Consider the following 16147-nt stretch of genomic DNA (forward strand, 5'->3'; position numbering starts at 1 on the left):
GTCTTGCCGTATCGGCAGGCTCCGGCTAAGGTCCCATAGCGAGACGAAACGTCTCGTCTATCCATGGGAGCCATGGAACGCCGATGTCCCCGACGGAAGGAACCGCCCTTGCGCGCCCCACTCGCCCCGACCCAGATCGTCCTGTCCGAGGTCTCCAAGCGCTACGGCACCCAGGTCGTGCTGGACCGGGTCAGCTGCACGGTCCGGCCCGGCGAGCGGGTCGGTGTCGTCGGTGACAACGGCTCCGGAAAGTCCACCCTGCTCCGCCTGCTCGCCGGCCGCGAGCGCCCCGACCACGGCCAGGTCACCGTCACCGCCCCCGGTGGAACCGGCCACCTCGCCCAGACCCTCGACCTGCCGCCCACCGCCCGCGTCGGCGACGCCGTCGACCTCGCGCTCCGCGACCTCCGCGCCCTGGAGCGCCGGATCCGCGCCGCCGAGGCCCGGCTCGACGAGGGCGGCCCCGAGGAACTGGCCGCGTACGGAGACCTCCTCGCGGCCTGGGAGGCGCGCGGCGGCCGCGATGCCGAGCGGCGGGTGGCGACCACCCTGCGCCGGCTCGGCGAGCGCACCGCCCCCGACCCCGGCCGGCGGCTCGACAGCCTCTCCGGCGGGCAGCGCTCCCGCCTCGCCCTCGCCGCGGTGCTCGCCGCCGAACCGGAGCTGCTGCTGCTCGACGAGCCGACCAACGACCTCGACGACGAGGCCGTCGGCTGGCTGGAGGAGCGGCTGCGCGCCCATCGCGGCACCGTCATCGCCGTCACCCACGACCGGCTCTTCCTCGACCGGGTCACGACCACGATTCTGGAGGTGGACCAGGACCACCGCGCCGTACGCCGCTACGGCAACGGCTACGCCGGGTTCCTGACGGCCCGCGCCGCCGACCGTGCCCGGTGGGAGCGGGAGTACGAGGAGTGGCGGGAGGAGACCCGCCGCGCCGAGCGGCTCGCCGACACCAACATCGGGCGCTTCGACGGGATCCCGCGCAAACTGCCGCGCGGCTTCAGCGGCGCCGGCGCCTTCCGGGCCCGCTCCCGAACCCACGGCGCGGCGAGCCGGATCCGCAGCGCCCGCGAGAGGCTGCACCGGCTGACCGAGAACCCGGTGCAGCCGCCACCCGTCCCGCTGAGCTTCACGGGGAGGTTCGAAGCGGGAGCCGCCGGGGTCGTCGAGGCGGACGGGCTCGGCCTGCCCGGGCGGCTGGCGCCGGTCTCCTTCCGGCTCGAACCGGGGGAGAGGCTGCTGATCACCGGGCCCAACGGGGCCGGGAAATCGACCCTGTTGCACCTGCTCGCGGGAGAACTCGCCCCGGCGCGGGGTCTCGTACGGACACCCGCGGGTCGGGCTGCTGCGGCAGGACGACCCGTGGGTGCGCGAACTCCGCTCCGTTACACAGGTGTTCGGGCCGGAGTACGCCGACCGGGTCGCGGCCCTCGGCCTGCTCGCCCCGGCCGACCTCGGCCGCCCCGTCGGCACCCTCTCAGCCGGCCAGCGCCGCAAGCTGGAGCTCGCCCGCCTGGTCACCGAGCCGCTGGACGTGCTGCTGCTCGACGAGCCGACCAACCACCTGGCCCCGGCGGTGGTGGAGGAACTGGAGGCCGCCCTGGCCCACTTCACCGGCACCCTGGTACTGGTCACCCACGACCGGCGGCTGCGCTCCGCCTTCCGGGGCCGGCGCCTGGAGCTCGCGGCGCAGGCCCCGCCCGCGGCGCAGGGTCAGCCCGCGGCGCAGGGCCGGCCCGCAGTGCGGAGTCAGCCGGCGGCCGCGAGCCGCTGAGCCAGCTCCCGCAGCGCGGCCGCGTCCAGGACCCGGTCCCCGAACCCCGGCAGCGGCACGTGCAGCGGCCCCGTCCAGGCCGCCGGGATCGCCCCCTGGCCGTACCGGGCGCCGGCCAGGGCTCCGGTGACCGCCGCAACCGTGTCGGTGTCCCCGCCCAGGTCCACGGCGGCCCGCACGGCCTGCGCGAACCCGGTGGTGGTCCGCAGCGCCCACACCGCCGATCCGAGGCAGGGCCACACCGCCCCGTTGAACTCGGTGGCCAGGTCCGGGTGCCAGTCGGGGTCCAGTACCCGCGCGTAGCGCTCGCGGTGGTCCGCGTGCACCGCGTCGAGCGTCGCGGGCAGCGCGGCCAGCGGATCCACACCGTCCAGGGCCACCCGCACGAGCTCGTGCAGGACGGCGGTGCCCTCCCAGGCGGCCCGGTCGCCGTGCGTGAGGGCCGCGATGCGCCGGGCCGCGTCCATGGTGGCCTCCCGCCCGGCGGCGGCGAAGTACACCGCCGAGGTGGCGGCCCGCATCAGCGAACCGTTGCCCGCGGCCCGGGCGTTGACCTGAAAGTGCACGGTGGCGGCGAGCTGCCAGGGCTTGCCGTTCGTCAGCACGTCCTCGGTCTGGAGCCCGATGTCCTTGGGCCGGCCGGCGGCCCAGCGCTGGAAACGCCCGAAGACGTCGGGGAGTTCGAGACCGCCGCACTCCAGCAGGGACTCGCCGACCAGCACCGCCATCTGCGTGTCGTCGGTGGCCTCGCCCGGGTCCCAGCCGCCGCCCGCGGCCATCTCCTTGCCGAGCGCGGACAGTTGACCGGCCGGGCCGAACTCGTAGGGCGCGCCCAGTGCGTCGCCGACGGCCGAGCCCAGTACGGCTCCCACCGCCCGGTCGAGCCGGCCGGTCACGGCGCCTGCTCGGGGCAGATGCCGTCCAGCAGGCCGCGCGTGAAGCCCTCCAGGTCGTCCAGGCCGGCCGCGGCCAGGGTCTCCGGCGCTCCGGCGAGCAGGTGCGGGATCGCCCCGTGCAGCGCGAGGGTCAGCGCGCAGGCCCGCTCCGGGCCGCCCGGCAGTCCGGCGGCGGCCAGCAGGTGCCGGTGCGCAGCGAAGTCGGACGCGCCGATCGGGTCCAGCAGTGCGGCCAGCCAGGGCCGCCGGGTCGTCTCGGTCTGGAGCTCCAGGTAGGCCAGTACGCGCGGCCGCCCGGGCCCGGCCACGTCCCGCAGCAGCGCGGCGAGGAAGGCGGCCAGTCCGGCCCGGCCGGCGGGGGGAGCCCCGCCCGCCAGGGAGGCCGAGAGGGCCTGGTACTGCTCCAGGCACCGCTGGGCGACGGCCAGCAGCAGTGCGTCGCGGGTCGGGAAGTAGTTCTTGGCCGTGCCCACCGGCACCGCCGCGGCGGCGTCGACGGCCCGGTGGGTCAGTCCGCGCCCGCCCGCCTCGGCCAGTACCGCCATGGCCGCGTCGCGCAGCCGGTCCCTCCGGTCCTGATTCACCCTGGCAGCTTAACCGCAATTGTGGTACCACAGATGTAGTACCACGGGTGTGGTGCTCCCTTCAGGGGAGTCCGGCGAACGAGGGGTGCAGGTATGAACACGAACGCGGGCCCGGCAGCGGGTACCGGGACGGCCGTCGTCGTCGGGGCGGGCGTCAGCGGACTCGCCACCGCCATCGGACTGCGCCGGGCCGGCTGGACGGTCACGGTCCTGGAGGGCCGGACCGCCCCGGACCGGTACGGCACCGCCTTCGGCATCCACCCCACCGCCCAGGCCGCCCTCGACCGGCTCGGTCTCGGGCCGGCCCTGCGGGCGCGCGCGGTCCCGTACCGCAACGGGCGGATCCGCCGCCCCGACGGCAAGGTGCTCGCCGCCCTGCCGCTCGAACGGATGGAGCGGAAGGCGGGGCGCCCCGAACTCCTCATCGCCCGGCCCCATCTGATCGACGCCCTGCTCGCCGAGCTGCACCGGCTCGGCGGCACGGAGATCGCGTACGGGCAGCGGCTCACCGCCCCGGCCTCCCTCGACGCCGACCTCGTCGTCGGCGCCGACGGCATCAACAGCGTCGTCCGCACCGCTCATTTCGCCGCGCCCGGCGGGGTGCGCGCCATCGGCACGGTGGCCTGGATCGGCATCGCCGGCTTCGAGACCGGGATGTACGGCGAGACCTGGGGCGAGGGCCGTTTCTTCGGCATGACCCCCATCGAGCCAGGCCGCACGAACTGGTACGCCGCCGTCCCCGCGGCCACCGCCGCGGGGGCGAGGAGCTCCGCCCCGACGGCCGCCGCCGTCCAGGCCGCCACCGGAGCCACCGCCGCCCGGGCCGCCACCGCCACCCAGGCCGTCCCCGCGGACACCGCCGCCCGCACCGCCACCGAAGCCCAGGCCACCCGCGCCGCCACCGCCGCCGCCACCGCCGCTGGAGCCACCGGGACCGCCGCCGAGGAGCTGCGGGCCGCGTTCGCCGGCTGGCACGACCCCATACCGCGGCTGCTCACCGAAACCGATCCCGCGACCTGGATCCGGTACGAGATGCGACACCTCCACCCGGCGCTCCCCACCTTCACCGCGGCCGGCCGGATCGCCCTCGTCGGCGACGCCGCCCACGCCATGACCCCCAACCTCGGCCAGGGTGCCTGCACCGCCCTCCTCGACGCCGAAGCCCTCACCCGCGCCGTCACCGCCCACGGCGCCGCCGGGCTTCCCGCCGCCCTGCGCGCCTACGACGCCGAACGCCGCCGTAGCGCCCAGCGCGTCGCGTTCGGCTCACGCAACCTGCACCGCTTCATGAGCGTCAGGCACCCGGCCCTGCGCGACGCCCTGCTGCGTCTGCTGCCCGGCTGACCCCGCCCGCCCCCGCCCACCCCCGGCCGCCCCCGGTTGGCCCGGCCCGGCGGGGGCAGGCAGGTCAGCAGGGGGGAACGGCGCTGAACCGAGTGGCGGAGAGGCAGTGGCGCCCGTGCCGAACGTGAGTACGCTGCTACCCATGACGGGTCACCCTCCGGGTCCGCTCTGGACGGGCCGCGCCTCCAACCGCGCACAGTGGCTGCTCGCCGGCGCCGGTGCCGCCTGCGTCGCCCTCGGCATCGAACTCGCCGTGGACTACACCTGGGACGCGGGGATCATCGCGCTGCTCATGTCCGTGATCGGCTGCCTCGCGGTGGGCCTCCTCATCCTCTTCGGCACCCTCGCCTTCGTCCACGTCGCCGTCACCGTCGACTCCCAGGCCCTCGAAGTGCGCTGCGGCCACATCGGTCTGCCCCGCCGCACGATCCGGCTCGCCGAGGTGGCCTCCGCCGAGTTCGTGCCGCGGATCACCCCGCACCAGTGGGGCGGCTGGGGCTACCGCTGGCGCCCCGAGAGGGGCACCGCAGTCATCGTCCGCCGCGGCGAGGGGCTGGTGCTGCGCCTGGACGACGGGAAACTGTTCACGGTCACCGTCGACGACGCCGAGAACGCGGTCCGGGTCATCCGCACCCACCTGCGCGCCCTGGCCCGCTGACCCCGTCGCCCGAAGGCCCGCCGAGCCGGTTTCCCGGCTCCGGCGTGCGGGGACGTACACTCCGCCAGATGAGCAGCAGTGTCACCCGAGAGGCCGGGAACGAGCCCTCGCAGTCACCCACCGCCGCAGCCGCCACACCCGGCGATCCCGACGGCGGCGGGCGTCCGGCGGCCCGCGCGGTGCGGGGCGCCGTAGGGAAGGCGGGCTGGCAGGTGCGTTCCGTACTCGCCGCCCTCGCCGGAGTGCTGCTCTACCTCAGCTTCCCGCCGCGCCCCCTGTGGTGGCTGGCCCCCTTCGCCCTCGCCCTGCTGGCCGGCTGCCTGCACGGACGCCGGGCCCGGGCGGGCTTCGGCCTCGGGTTCCTCTTCGGCCTGGGCTACCTGCTGCCGCTGCTCGTCTGGACCAGCGAGGGCGTCGGGCCCGTCCCCTGGCTGGCGCTGGTCACCCTGGAATCCCTGCTGCTCGGCCTCACCGGCCTCGGGATCGCCCTCGTCGGCAAGCTCCCCGGCCGGCCGCTGTGGGGCGCCGCCGTCTGGGTCGCGGGCGAGGCCCTGCGCGCCCGGGCCCCCTTCGGCGGGTTCCCCTGGGGCAAGCTCGCCTTCGGCCAGGCCGACGGCTTCTTCCTCCCGCTCGCCGCGCTCGGCGGCACCCCGCTGCTCTCCTTCGCCGTCGTCCTGTGCGGATTCGGCCTGTACGAGGCGCTGCGCATCGCCCGCAGCCACCCCACCCGGACCGCCGCCGCCCTCGCCGCGCTGACCGTCGCCGCCCCGGTGGGCGCGGCCCTCGCCGCCCGCCCGCTCGTGTCGGACGCCGCCGAGGACGGGACCGCCACGGCCGCCGTCATCCAGGGCAACGTCCCGCGCGCCGGCTTCGACTTCAACGCCCAGCGCCGCGCCGTCCTGGACAACCACGCCAACCGCACGATCCAGCTGGCCGACGACATCAAGGCCGGCCGGGCGAAGCAGCCCGACTTCGTGGTCTGGCCGGAGAACTCCTCCGACATCGACCCGTACGCCGAGCGCGACGCGCACGAGGTCATCGACAACGCCGTCCGGCGCATCGGCGTGCCCGTCGCGGTCGGCTCCGTACTGGCCCCGGAGACCGGCCCGCTGCGCAACACGATGATCCTGTGGGACCCCGTCAAGGGCCCCACCGAGACCTACGACAAGCGCAAGATCCAGCCGTTCGGGGAGCGCATGCCGATGCGCTCCTTCATCCGGATCTTCAGCAAGGACGTGGACCGGGTGCGCCGTGACTTCGGCCCCGGCAAGGAGCCCGGCGTCTTCGACATGGCGGGCAGCGGGGTGGGCATGGTCACCTGCTACGAGGCCGCCTTCGACGACGCCGTCCGCTCCACCGTCCAGGCGGGCGCGCAGGTCATCGCCGTACCGAGCAACAACGCCACCTTCGGCCGGACCCAGATGACCTACCAGCAGCTCGCCATGGACCGGGTCCGCGCCGTCGAGCACAGCCGGACCGTGCTCGTTCCCGTGACCAGCGGGGTCAGCGCCGTGATCCGGCCCGACGGCGAGGTCGTCCAGCAGACGAAGATGTTCACCGCCGACGCGCTGGTGGCCGAGATCCCGCTGCGCTCGACCCGGACTCCGGCCACCCGGCTCGGTCCGCTGCCCGAGTACGCGCTGCTCCTGGTCGCCGCCGGCGGCCTGGGCTGGGTGCTGACCCGCCGGATTCGGGCCCGCCGGGCCGCATGACGAGGGTGGCGGCACCCGGGCCTCGTAGGGTCGGGGCATGACCACACCTGAGTTCATCCGCGCGATCCGCGCCAGCGCCGGGCACCAGCTCCTGCTGCTGCCCGGCGTCACCGCCGTCGTCGTCGACGACCGGGGCCGCGTGCTGCTCGGCCGCCGGGCCGACACCGGGCAGTGGGCGGTGATCGGCGGGATCGCCGAACCGGGGGAGCAGCCCGCGGAGACGGCGGTGCGCGAGGTCTACGAGGAGACCGCCGTACGGTGCGTCCCCGAGCGGGTCGTCCTGGTGCAGATGCTCCGGCCGATCGTCTACCCCAACGGGGACATGTGCCAGTTCCAGGACATCACCTTCCGCTGTCGGGCCACCGGCGGCGAGGCGCGGGCCAACGACAGCGAGTCGCTGGAGGTGGCCTGGTTCGAGGTGGACGCCCTGCCGCCGCTGGACGCTTTCGCCCTGGACCGCATCCACCGCGCCCTGGCCGACGGGCCGACCTGGTTCGAGGCCCCGTCCGAGGGGCTCGTCGAGGGCCTCGCCGCCGCCGAGGACCGGGAACCCGGCGCCGACGCCTGACGGGCACCCGCGCGGCGGCGCGCCGGCCGGTCACCCCGCCGGGACGGCCGCCTCGCGGTAGAGCTCCAGCGCCTGGTCGCCCATCACCGCGCTGTACGAGACCTCCGGCACCGTTCCGCCGCCCTCGTAGCCGCCGAGCACCCCGGCCAGCGCGCCGTCCGCCAGCCAGGGGCTGCCGCTGGTGCCGCCGCTGAGGTCGGGGCACTCGATCCGGCGCTGGGTGTCCGAGAACAGCGTCGTCTCGTTGGTGCAGCTCAGCGGGGTCTCCTCGCTGCTCGGGTAGCCGAGGACCGTCACCGTCACGTCCGCGGGCTGTTGGGTGGCCACCGGGAAACCGCCCACCAGGTCCTCGACCTGCGCCGTCCCTCCGTCCACGGGGTCGACCGTGGCGAAGGCGATGTCCTCGTCCGGGTCCTCGCCGTCCGTCCAGCCCGGGGCCACGTACACGCCCGTCACCTTCCACACCCCGTGCGGGGCCCGCCCGTCCCGGTAGCCCGGCGCGAACACCGTGGAGTCGGGGTTGTCCAGGCAGTGGGCCGCGGTGGCGATCACATCGCGGTCGGCGCTGCGCACCACGGCCGCGGTGCAGAAGTGCCCGCCGTCCAGCCCGCCCGCGAACAGGGCTCCCACCCGCTCGGCCGCCGTGCCGGGCGCCGCCTGCGTGGTGACGCCGGGCGGCGGGACGGCCGTGGCGTCGGGCAGGTCCAGGCTCAGCAGCGCGGCCATCGCGGCGAGCGCGAGCAGGATCCGGGATGCCCGCCGGGCACGGGCGCGGCCGGTGTATCGGGGAAGCACGCGGTGGATCATTTTCCGAGCCTCCCCGTCGAGACTGTGTCCGGAGCTCGATATTCCATATGAATCCGCTGTGAATCACGGTCCCGGCCGCCCGGGACGGCGCGTGTCCGCCCGGGCGGCCCGTGAACCTGCCGCCCGGAATCGAGTCTCCCGCGGGCGGCCGCTCGCCGCCCGCGGGAGACTGGCAGAGGCGAACGGGCCGCAGGAGGTGTCGCCCCATGACCGTGTCGCACCGCACCCCAGTGATGTTCATCCACGGGCTCTGGCTGCATTCCACGAGCTGGCAGGGCTGGGCCGACACCTTCCGCGAAGCCGGATACGAGCCGGTCCTGCCCGAGTGGCCCGGGGTCCCCGACACCGTCGCGGACGCGCGCCGACGCCCCGACGACCAGGCCGGGGTCGGACTGTCCGAGATCTCCGAGGCGCACGCCCGGGTCATCCGCGAGCTTCCCGTCCCGCCGGTGCTCGTGGGGCACTCGGTCGGCGGTTTCATCGCCCAGCACCTGCTCGGCCAAGGCCTGGGCACGGCCGCCGTGGCCATCTGCCCGGGCCAGATCAGGGGGGTCAAGGCCATCGCACCCGCACAGGCGAAGTCGACGTTCGCCTTCCTGCGCGACCCCGGCAACATCAAGCGGGCGGTGGCGCTGAACACCGAGCAGTTCCGCTACGGCTTCGCCAACGCCGTCTCCGAGCGGGAGTCCGCCGAGCTGTTCGACGAGTGGGCGATCGCGAGCCCGGCCCGGCCGCTGTTCCAGCTGGCGCTCGGCAACTTCACCCCGCACTCGGCGGCCAGGGTGAACACCGCCAGCGAGACCCGCGGCCCGCTGCTCCTGCTGTCCGGCAGGCTCGACCACACCGTCCCGGACGTGCTGACCCGCTCCACCTACAAGCAGTACCGGCACTCCCGGGCGACCACCGAGTACCAGTGCTTCGAGGACCGCGGCCACTCCCTGATCGTCGACCACGGCTGGCCGGACCTCGCCCAGGCCTCGCTCACCTGGCTGGACACCCACACCCTGGCCGACCGGTCCTGAACGGCGCACCCGGGCGCCGGCGTCCCGTCAGCGCCGCTCGTACACCGTCACCCGGCGCCCCCGGACCTGCCGGTCCGCGACCACCGTGAAATCGGCCTTCAGCACGGCCGCCTTCGCCCGGTCCCGCTCCGCACCCGACGGTTTCGCCACCTCCGCCGCGTCCGTCACCAACAGCACCCGCCGCTGCCCTCGCAGGGCCTTCCGTATCCGGGCCGGGGCGGCCTCCTCGCCCTTGAGGGTGGAGGAGGCCACCGCCAGGACGTCGTCGACGCGGCCGGCCGGAGCCCGCCGGGCGAGCTCGACCGGCAGCAGCGCCAGCACCCCGATCCCGACCACGCCCGGCACGAGCGGGGCCGACGCCCTCGGGAACCGCGGCGCGAGCACCCGTACGGCGGCCCCCAGCGCGGCGCCGATCAGCAGCGCCAGGCCCAGCATGCCGAACAGCACGTACCGGTCCAGGAACAGCGGCTGGACCAGCAACAGCCCGATCAGCCCCGGCTGAGGCGCCGCCAGCAGCGGCAGCCCCACCGCGGCCACCGACAGCCGGCCCGCGCGCGGCCCGTTGCGGCCGTCCGCCCAGGCCCCCAGGGCGCCGATCGCCAGCAGGATCCCTGCCAGGTCGCCGCCTCGTCCCGCCACACACTGTCCTGCCGGGACATCCCCCACAGGCCGAACGCCAGGGTCCACAGGACGGGACGGGCCCTACGAGAAGCCCGCGTCGGGCCGCGGGTATGTGGCAAAGCATGAAGGCGCTGGGGTTCTCGGTCTGGTGTTCGGGCTGAAGGCACCAGTCTATGGACGACACGGAGGGTTTCCGGACCGCCTGTTGTGCACCGCGGAGCGTGATCGCCGGGCCCGGCCGCCCCTAGCCTCGCCGCAGGAGCACGAACGAGGGGCGGTACCCGGTGAACTGGCTCATCCACGACTACCGCGAGAGCGATCTCGCAGCGGTGGTCCACCTGATCGACACCACGGCCGAACTCGGCCAGGAGTCCGTCTTCTCCCTCGCCGAGTGCATCAGCGCCCTCACCGACCGGCAGCCCTGCGTGGTCGCCGTCCACCAGGGCGTCCCGATCGGCGCGGCGCTGGCCTGCGTCACCGGCGAGCGCGCCTGGGTGATGCGGATCGCGATCGCCGCCGGCTGGCGGGGCCGGGGCCTGGCCAGCGCCCTGCTCGTCGAGCTGGAACGGCGGCTCATCGCCGCCCGCGTCGGCCGGATCGCCTACGTCCTGCCCGAGGAGGACCTGCTCGGTGAGGGCCTGCTCAACGCGGGCTACACCCGGCAGCCCGCCGTGGCCTACTTCGAGAAGACCGAGCCGCTGCACGGACCGGCCGCCGGGCTCCTCGACGACCTCGGCGGGCGCTTCCTCCCGAACGACCTGTGGGCCAAGGTCGCCGGGATGGAGAAGGAGAAGGACCTCATCGAGCGCCGCGTGGTCCTGCCGCTCGCCGAACCCGAACGGGCCGCCGCGCACGGCGTGCGCCCGCCGCGCGCCATCGCCCTCTTCGGCCCGCCCGGCACCGGCAAGACCACCTTCGCGCGCGCCATCGCCTCCCGGCTCGGCTGGCCCTTCGTCGAACTGCTGCCCTCCCGGCTGGCCGACGAGGGGAACCTGGCCGCCGCCCTGCGCGACGCCTTCGCCCGGATCGCCGAGCTGGAGCGGGTGCTCGTCTTCATCGACGAGGTCGAGGAGATCGCACCCGTGCGCACCGAGCCCGCGCAGCCGGGCGGGATCCACGGGGTCACGAACGAACTGCTCAAGCTGATACCCGGCTTCCGGGAGGGCGACGAACGGCTGCTGGTCTGCGCGACCAACTCCATCCGCTCCCTCGACCCGGCCTTCCTGCGGCCCGGGCGCTTCGACTACCTGATCCCGATCGGCACCCCGGACGCCGGGGCGCGGGCCGCGATCTGGTCCCGCTACACGGCCGGGCGCGCGGACGTCGACGTATCGGCCCTGGTGGCGGCGAGCGAGCTGTTCACCCCGGCCGACATCGAGCACGCGGCGCGGAGCGCGGCGCAGGTGTCCTTCGAACGGGACCTGGAGGCGGTCGGGGCCCGGGGCGCGTCGGCCGCGCAGCTGGGGGCGAGCACCGAGGACTACCTGGCGGCGGTGGCCCAGTGCCGGCCGTCGGTGACCCCGGCGATGACGGGCGAGTTCGCGGCGGACATCACCGCCCACGCCCGGTTCTGACTGACCTGCCACGGACAGGTCGGCAAGGCGGCCCGCAGCCACTCCCCAAAGCGGCTGCGGGCCTCCCCGCGCGGACTTGGCATCCGTGCGGGACGACCACGGCTCCGGTTGGGGTGTTCGCCGGCTGGAGCGTGGCACGCAGGGGTGCCGGAGGACGTCCTGAGCGTCCTCGTCAACACGTTCCAGTCAAACAGCGGGCAGGGCGGCGGCGCCTCGGCCGGACGGCCACACCCGGACCGGCCGAAAGAACGGGGCGCCAGGTCCCGGCGCCCATTCGACGGCAGGGCCTAGGGAAGGCAGCGGTACGTGAACTCCACGGCGGCCGTGCGCGGCGTCGGGGAAATCAGCTGGAGCTCGGCCCGCGCAGGGTAGGTACCCGCACCCCGGAAGGTCCACAGCAGATGCAGCCGGGCCTCCTGCCGCCCGCTCGGCACCCGCTCGGTGAGCTGCTCCGACTGCGTCCCGTCGCTGCGCAGCCACCGGTACGTCAGGGTCCCCGGGCGGCCGTTCGTGCGTACGACCGCCACCACATCGGCGGCGGAATCGCAGCCCGGCCCCTTCGGATCGGTGCTCACCGCCACGTCCCGGACCTCCACGGCGGGCCCGAAGCGCTGCCAGCCCAGATACCCGAGCACCGCGGCCAGGACCACGGCCGCGAGGGTGTAGCGCCGCCACTGCCCCCTAGGGCGGGGCGGCCCGGCCGCCGGCCCGGCGACGACGGGGAACGGCGCCCGGACCGCCGCCGTCACCCCGGGCCCGAACCGCAGCACGGCGCCCTCGACCCGGTCGGGGGCCGCGCCCGGCGTGGTCTGCGGGGTGTCGGCGCGCCGGGTCGGAGGGCTGTCCGGGCGCCGTGTCGCCGGCTCCTCGTCGAGCCGCTGCGTCGCGGGCTCCTCGTCGAGCCGCTGCGTGTCGGAGGGCTGCGACGGCGGGCCGCTGAACCAGTGGCTGCCGAGGACGGTGGCGCTGTAGTCGTCGCCCTCGGGGGCGCGGGGATCGCTCATGAGATCGTGCACCGCCTGACGTAGGTCTGGGCCGTTGCCGGGCCCGTCCCGGCGGCGGGCTTCGTGGTGGCCCGTACGCCCCAGTAGCAGCCCGCGCCGGAGAAGGTGTGGGTCCTGGTGAGCGGTGCGCGGACGCCCTGCTGGTAGGTGAAGGTGTCCGGGGCGCCGTCGGCGGAGCCCAGTTGCCCCCGCGCGTCGCCGGTGAACCATTCCAGCGTCACCGTCACCGGTCCGCCCTTCGCGTCCACCGAGACGGTCGCCTCGCCCAGGGCAGTCCCGGTCTGGCGGATCGTGACGCTCACCGATCCGACGACCACCGTCGGCTTCGGCGAGGGCGGGGGAGACGTCGTCGGCGGTGGGGTGGTCGGCGGCTTCGTCGTCGGCGTCGGGGCCGTCGGCGACACGGACGTCGTGTGGCTCGGGCTCGCCGTGGGCGACTGCGATGCGGACGCGGACGGGGACGCCGTGGGGCTCGCCGACGCCGACACCGAGGCCGACGGGGAACCCGACGCGACCGGGCCCGGGGCCGGGGAGACGGTCGGGTCGCCCGGACTGGTCGTCGCGAAGGCGCTCAGCGCCGCCGCCCCGCCCCGCTCCCCGCCGACCGCGTTGTACGTGAACAGCACCATCAGCCCCGCCACCAGCGCCGCACCCGCCGCCAGCGCCCCGCGGCGGCCCGGCAGCCAGCTCGCCGGGGGCGGCTTCAGCGCGGTCGTCGCCACCGCCGTGGTGCCCGCCGCCGGAGCAGCGGCCGAGGGGAACAGCAGCGGCAGCAGGGCGGCGAGCGCCGCCAGCTTGCGCTGCCCGCGCTCCTCCCAGTCGGGCCCGTACGCGGCCAGCGCCACCCCCTCCAGCTCCGTCACGAACGCCTCGGCGTTCTCCGGGCGCCGCTCGGGCTCCTTGGCCAGGCCGCGCCGGATCAGCGGGCGCACCGGCTCCGGGGCCTCGGTCTCCGGCACGGGCGACTCGATGTGCTGGACCGCCAGCTCCGCGAAATTGCTCCCGTCGAAGGGCTTGCGGCCCGTCAGGCACTCGAAGAAGGTCGCCGTGGCCGCGTACACGTCGGCCGCCGGGGACGCGGGCCGCCCCTGCCACTGCTCGGGCGCCATGTACGCGGGCGTACCCGCCACGCCCGGGGTCGTACCGCGGCCCGCCGCGATCCCGAAGTCCACCAGCTTCGACGAGCCGTCCGCCCCGACCAGCACGTTCTCCGGCTTGTAGTCCCGGTGGACCACCCCCGCCCGGTGCGCCGCGGCCAGCCCCAGCAGGGAGCCCTTCAAGACCACCAGCGCGGCCTCGGCATCCACCCGGCCGGACTGCTTCAGCAGCGCCCGCAGGGAGATCCCGTCGACCAGTTCCATCACGATGGCGGCCCCGCCGGGCGTCTCCACGTGCTCGCAGTACTCGTACAGCGCCACGACGTACGGCGAGCGCAGTCCGCCCAGCAGCCGGGCCTCCGCGCGGAACTCCCCGACGAAGGCGGGGTCCTCGCGCAGCCGGTCGCTGAGGTACTTCACCGCGACCGCGGTGCCCGTCGCGTCGTGGACCGCGAGCACCACCCGGCCGCTGCCGCCGGAGCCGAGCTCCCGGACCTGCGTGTACCCGGGTACCGTCCACGCGTCGTTCATCGTTCGCCCCCGTTCCGTGGCGTCACCGCGCCCAGTGCCGGTCGTCCCCCGACCGGCCATCCCCTGGGACACGGTTTCCGCCACGGCTGGTTCCCAACCCTGCGGGGGTGTCTCTGTCGGGGTGTCAGGCCGCGGCCCGCTCCGCGCCGATCATGGCGTGCAGACGGTCGGCCGCGGCCCGGCCGAAGGCCGGATCGTTGATGTGGGTGTCGTAGTCGTAGAGCCGGGCGGCGCTGCCCCGCAAGCCTTCGCGCAGCGAGGAGAACAGGGCCCCGTCGGCGCGGGGGTCATGGTAGGGGCCGCCGGGGGCGCCGAGCGTGGACAGTCCGCGGAGTGGGACGCACACGGCCGTGGGCCCGGTGGCCGCGCGGAGTTTGGCCGCGACCCGGCGGCCCAGTTCGGCGCACTCCGACTCGGTCGTACGGATGACCGTGATCGAGGGGTTGTGGACGCGGACCCGCCGGTAGCGGGCCCGTTCGGGCAGGCTCTCCAGCGGGCCGAACTTCACCATGTCCAGCGCCCCCAGGCTCACCACCTGCGGAATCCCGGCCCGGCCGGCCGCGCTGAGCCGGTCGGGGCCCGCGGTGAGGATGCCCCCGCACAGATCGTCGGCGAGCTCGCTGAGCGTCAGGTCCAGCACCCCCGAGAAGATCCGCTGACCGGCCAGTTTCTCCAGGGTCCGGCCGCCGGTGCCGCTGACGTGGAAGACCAGCACCTCGTAGCCCAGTTCGGTCAGCCGCTCGCGGGCCGCGTCCACCCCGATCGTGGTCACGCCCGCCATGCTCGCCGCGATCAGCGGCCGGGATCCCGCACCCAGCCGGGCCGGGCGGCCCTCCAGGGAGGCGCGGGCGTAGCCCTTGGCCATGCCGGCGATCGCCTCGACGGCGTTCGCCAGCACCGGGGCGGAGATGCTGTTGATCCCCGCGATGTCCACCACGCTGTACATCATGGTGATGTCCGAGGATCCGACGTACGGGGCCACGTCCCCGGACGCCATCGAGGAGACCATCACCTTCGGCACGCCCAGCGGGAGGGCCCGCATCGCCCGGGTGGCGATGGACGTGCCGCCGCTGCCCCCGATCGCGAGCACCCCGTGCAGCCGGCCCTCGGCGTGCAGCCGCAAGAGGGTCGCCTCGGCGCCGTGGGCCATCGTGGTCACGGCCGCGCCCCGGTCGGCGGCCGCGCGCAGTTGCGACAGTTCCGTTCCCGCCGCCCGCGCGACCGCTTCACGCGGCACGTCCGCGGGCACCCGGGGCTCGTCCATGATTCCTGTGTCGACCAGTACCACCTCGACGCCGGCCCGCAGCAGCCTCTCGCGCAGCCAGCCGTACTCCACACCCTTGGTGTCCAGGGTTCCCACCAGCACGACGTTCGTCATATGTGCAATGTCCACGCAGGTGGGGTTTGTTGGCAAGTCAAGGTCGGGTCAACCCTTCAGAAGTCCCAACAGCCGCTCCAGGAACGGAACTTGGCTTGGAATCAGCTTGGTCCTGGCCGCTTCGGGAGTGAACCAGGCCACCTGGTCCAGCTCCGGGAACTCCCCGGTCCGCCCCGAGTGCGGCGGCCATTCCATCGTGAAGGTCCCGGGCACCATGAGCGCCGGATCCAGGTCCGCCCGTACCGCCCAGATCGTCACCAGCTTCCCGCCGGGCATCCGGATCTCGCCGCCCAGCGGAAGGTAAGGGCCCTCGGGGGGCGGCAGCCCGATCTCCTCGGTGAACTCCCGGCGGGCGGCGTCGAGCGGGGTCTCGTCGGGTGTGTACTCCCCCTTGGGGATCGCCCAGCCACCGGCGTCGCGGCGCTCCCACAGCGGGCCGCCCATGTGGCCGAGCAGTACCTCGACGTCGAACTCCTCCTCGCCGGCCCGTCGGAAGAGGAGCAGGCCGGCGCTGCGCTTCTGTGTCATGGGGGCATGTATGCCCCGCGCGCAGGGCCGTCAGCGCCCCGTGCCG

The 16147-nt window shown here is 74.9% G+C and carries 14 protein-coding genes and 1 pseudogene; 7 read left to right on the forward strand and 8 right to left on the reverse strand.

The genetic code is table 11. The features are described from left to right. The first annotated feature begins 72 nt into the window (after window positions 1-72). A pseudogene (gene abc-f / locus ACZ4TG_RS17520) lies at window positions 73-1777 on the forward strand (ribosomal protection-like ABC-F family protein). On the opposite strand, the gene ACZ4TG_RS17525 reads toward abc-f, so the two are convergent. Together ACZ4TG_RS17525 and ACZ4TG_RS17530 are read right to left on the reverse strand one after the other, a co-directional pair. Continuing rightward, window positions 1753-2673, reverse strand: coding sequence for an ADP-ribosylglycohydrolase family protein (locus tag ACZ4TG_RS17525; protein WP_468163533.1), 921 nt, complete (start codon window positions 2671-2673; stop codon window positions 1753-1755). The pseudogene abc-f and the gene ACZ4TG_RS17525 sit on opposite strands and share 25 nt — an antisense overlap. Beyond that, entirely contained in the window at window positions 2670-3257 is a 588-nt protein-coding gene (locus ACZ4TG_RS17530) for a TetR/AcrR family transcriptional regulator (protein WP_468163535.1), read from the reverse strand. The genes ACZ4TG_RS17525 and ACZ4TG_RS17530 overlap by 4 nt, the downstream gene beginning before the upstream one ends. Before the next feature lie 93 nt (window positions 3258-3350). On the opposite strand from ACZ4TG_RS17530, the gene ACZ4TG_RS17535 reads away from it, so the two are divergent. The 4 genes from ACZ4TG_RS17535 to ACZ4TG_RS17550 all read left to right on the forward strand — a co-directional run bounded on the left by ACZ4TG_RS17535 (window position 3351) and on the right by ACZ4TG_RS17550 (window position 7539). After that, on the forward strand, window positions 3351-4601 hold the full coding sequence (locus ACZ4TG_RS17535) for an FAD-dependent oxidoreductase (protein ID WP_468163537.1): 1251 nt from the start codon (window positions 3351-3353) through the stop codon (window positions 4599-4601). Between the two features lie 142 nt (window positions 4602-4743). Then, the gene (locus ACZ4TG_RS17540; protein WP_468163539.1) at window positions 4744-5259 is read left to right on the forward strand and encodes a hypothetical protein; all 516 of its coding nucleotides are present in this window, start codon (window positions 4744-4746) and stop codon (window positions 5257-5259) included. Window positions 5260-5327: 68 nt separating this feature from the next. Continuing rightward, window positions 5328-6971: an apolipoprotein N-acyltransferase gene (gene lnt / locus ACZ4TG_RS17545; protein WP_468163541.1), complete on the forward strand. Its 1644-nt coding sequence runs from the start codon at window positions 5328-5330 to the stop codon at window positions 6969-6971. Window positions 6972-7008: 37 nt separating this feature from the next. Continuing rightward, on the forward strand, window positions 7009-7539 hold the full coding sequence (locus tag ACZ4TG_RS17550; RefSeq protein ID WP_468163543.1) for an NUDIX hydrolase: 531 nt from the start codon (window positions 7009-7011) through the stop codon (window positions 7537-7539). A 30-nt stretch (window positions 7540-7569) separates the two neighbouring features. On the opposite strand, the gene ACZ4TG_RS17555 is transcribed toward ACZ4TG_RS17550, so the two are convergent. Beyond that, window positions 7570-8334, reverse strand: a complete 765-nt coding sequence (locus tag ACZ4TG_RS17555) for a trypsin-like serine peptidase (protein ID WP_468163545.1) — start codon at window positions 8332-8334, stop codon at window positions 7570-7572. A 218-nt stretch (window positions 8335-8552) separates the two neighbouring features. On the opposite strand from ACZ4TG_RS17555, the gene ACZ4TG_RS17560 reads away from it, so the two are divergent. Beyond that, entirely contained in the window at window positions 8553-9368 is an 816-nt protein-coding gene (locus ACZ4TG_RS17560) for an alpha/beta hydrolase (protein WP_468163547.1), read from the forward strand. Between the two features lie 27 nt (window positions 9369-9395). Here ACZ4TG_RS17560 and ACZ4TG_RS17565 read toward each other — a convergent pair whose 3' ends face one another. Then, window positions 9396-10007: a hypothetical protein gene (locus ACZ4TG_RS17565; protein ID WP_468163549.1), complete on the reverse strand. Its 612-nt coding sequence runs from the start codon at window positions 10005-10007 to the stop codon at window positions 9396-9398. Between the two features lie 266 nt (window positions 10008-10273). Between ACZ4TG_RS17565 and ACZ4TG_RS17570 the strand changes: the two genes are divergently transcribed. Further along, entirely contained in the window at window positions 10274-11563 is a 1290-nt protein-coding gene (locus ACZ4TG_RS17570) for an ATP-binding protein (protein WP_468163551.1), read from the forward strand. 287 nt (window positions 11564-11850) lie between these two features. Here ACZ4TG_RS17570 and ACZ4TG_RS17575 read toward each other — a convergent pair whose 3' ends face one another. From ACZ4TG_RS17575 to ACZ4TG_RS17590, 4 genes are all read right to left on the reverse strand, one after another. Beyond that, window positions 11851-12567 (reverse strand): hypothetical protein, encoded by a 717-nt coding sequence (locus tag ACZ4TG_RS17575; RefSeq protein ID WP_468163553.1) that lies wholly within the window; start codon window positions 12565-12567, stop codon window positions 11851-11853. Further along, complete coding sequence (locus ACZ4TG_RS17580; protein WP_468163555.1) at window positions 12564-14195, reverse strand: serine/threonine-protein kinase; 1632 nt, start codon at window positions 14193-14195, stop codon at window positions 12564-12566. The genes ACZ4TG_RS17575 and ACZ4TG_RS17580 overlap by 4 nt, the downstream gene beginning before the upstream one ends. Window positions 14196-14319: 124 nt before the next feature. Then, window positions 14320-15573, reverse strand: coding sequence for a Tm-1-like ATP-binding domain-containing protein (locus ACZ4TG_RS17585; protein ID WP_468163557.1), 1254 nt, complete (start codon window positions 15571-15573; stop codon window positions 14320-14322). A 48-nt stretch (window positions 15574-15621) separates the two neighbouring features. After that, the gene (locus ACZ4TG_RS17590; protein ID WP_468163559.1) at window positions 15622-16101 is read right to left on the reverse strand and encodes an NUDIX hydrolase; all 480 of its coding nucleotides are present in this window, start codon (window positions 16099-16101) and stop codon (window positions 15622-15624) included. Window positions 16102-16147: the final 46 nt, after the last annotated feature.

The organism is Streptomyces sp. NPDC028314 (assembly GCF_055565795.1).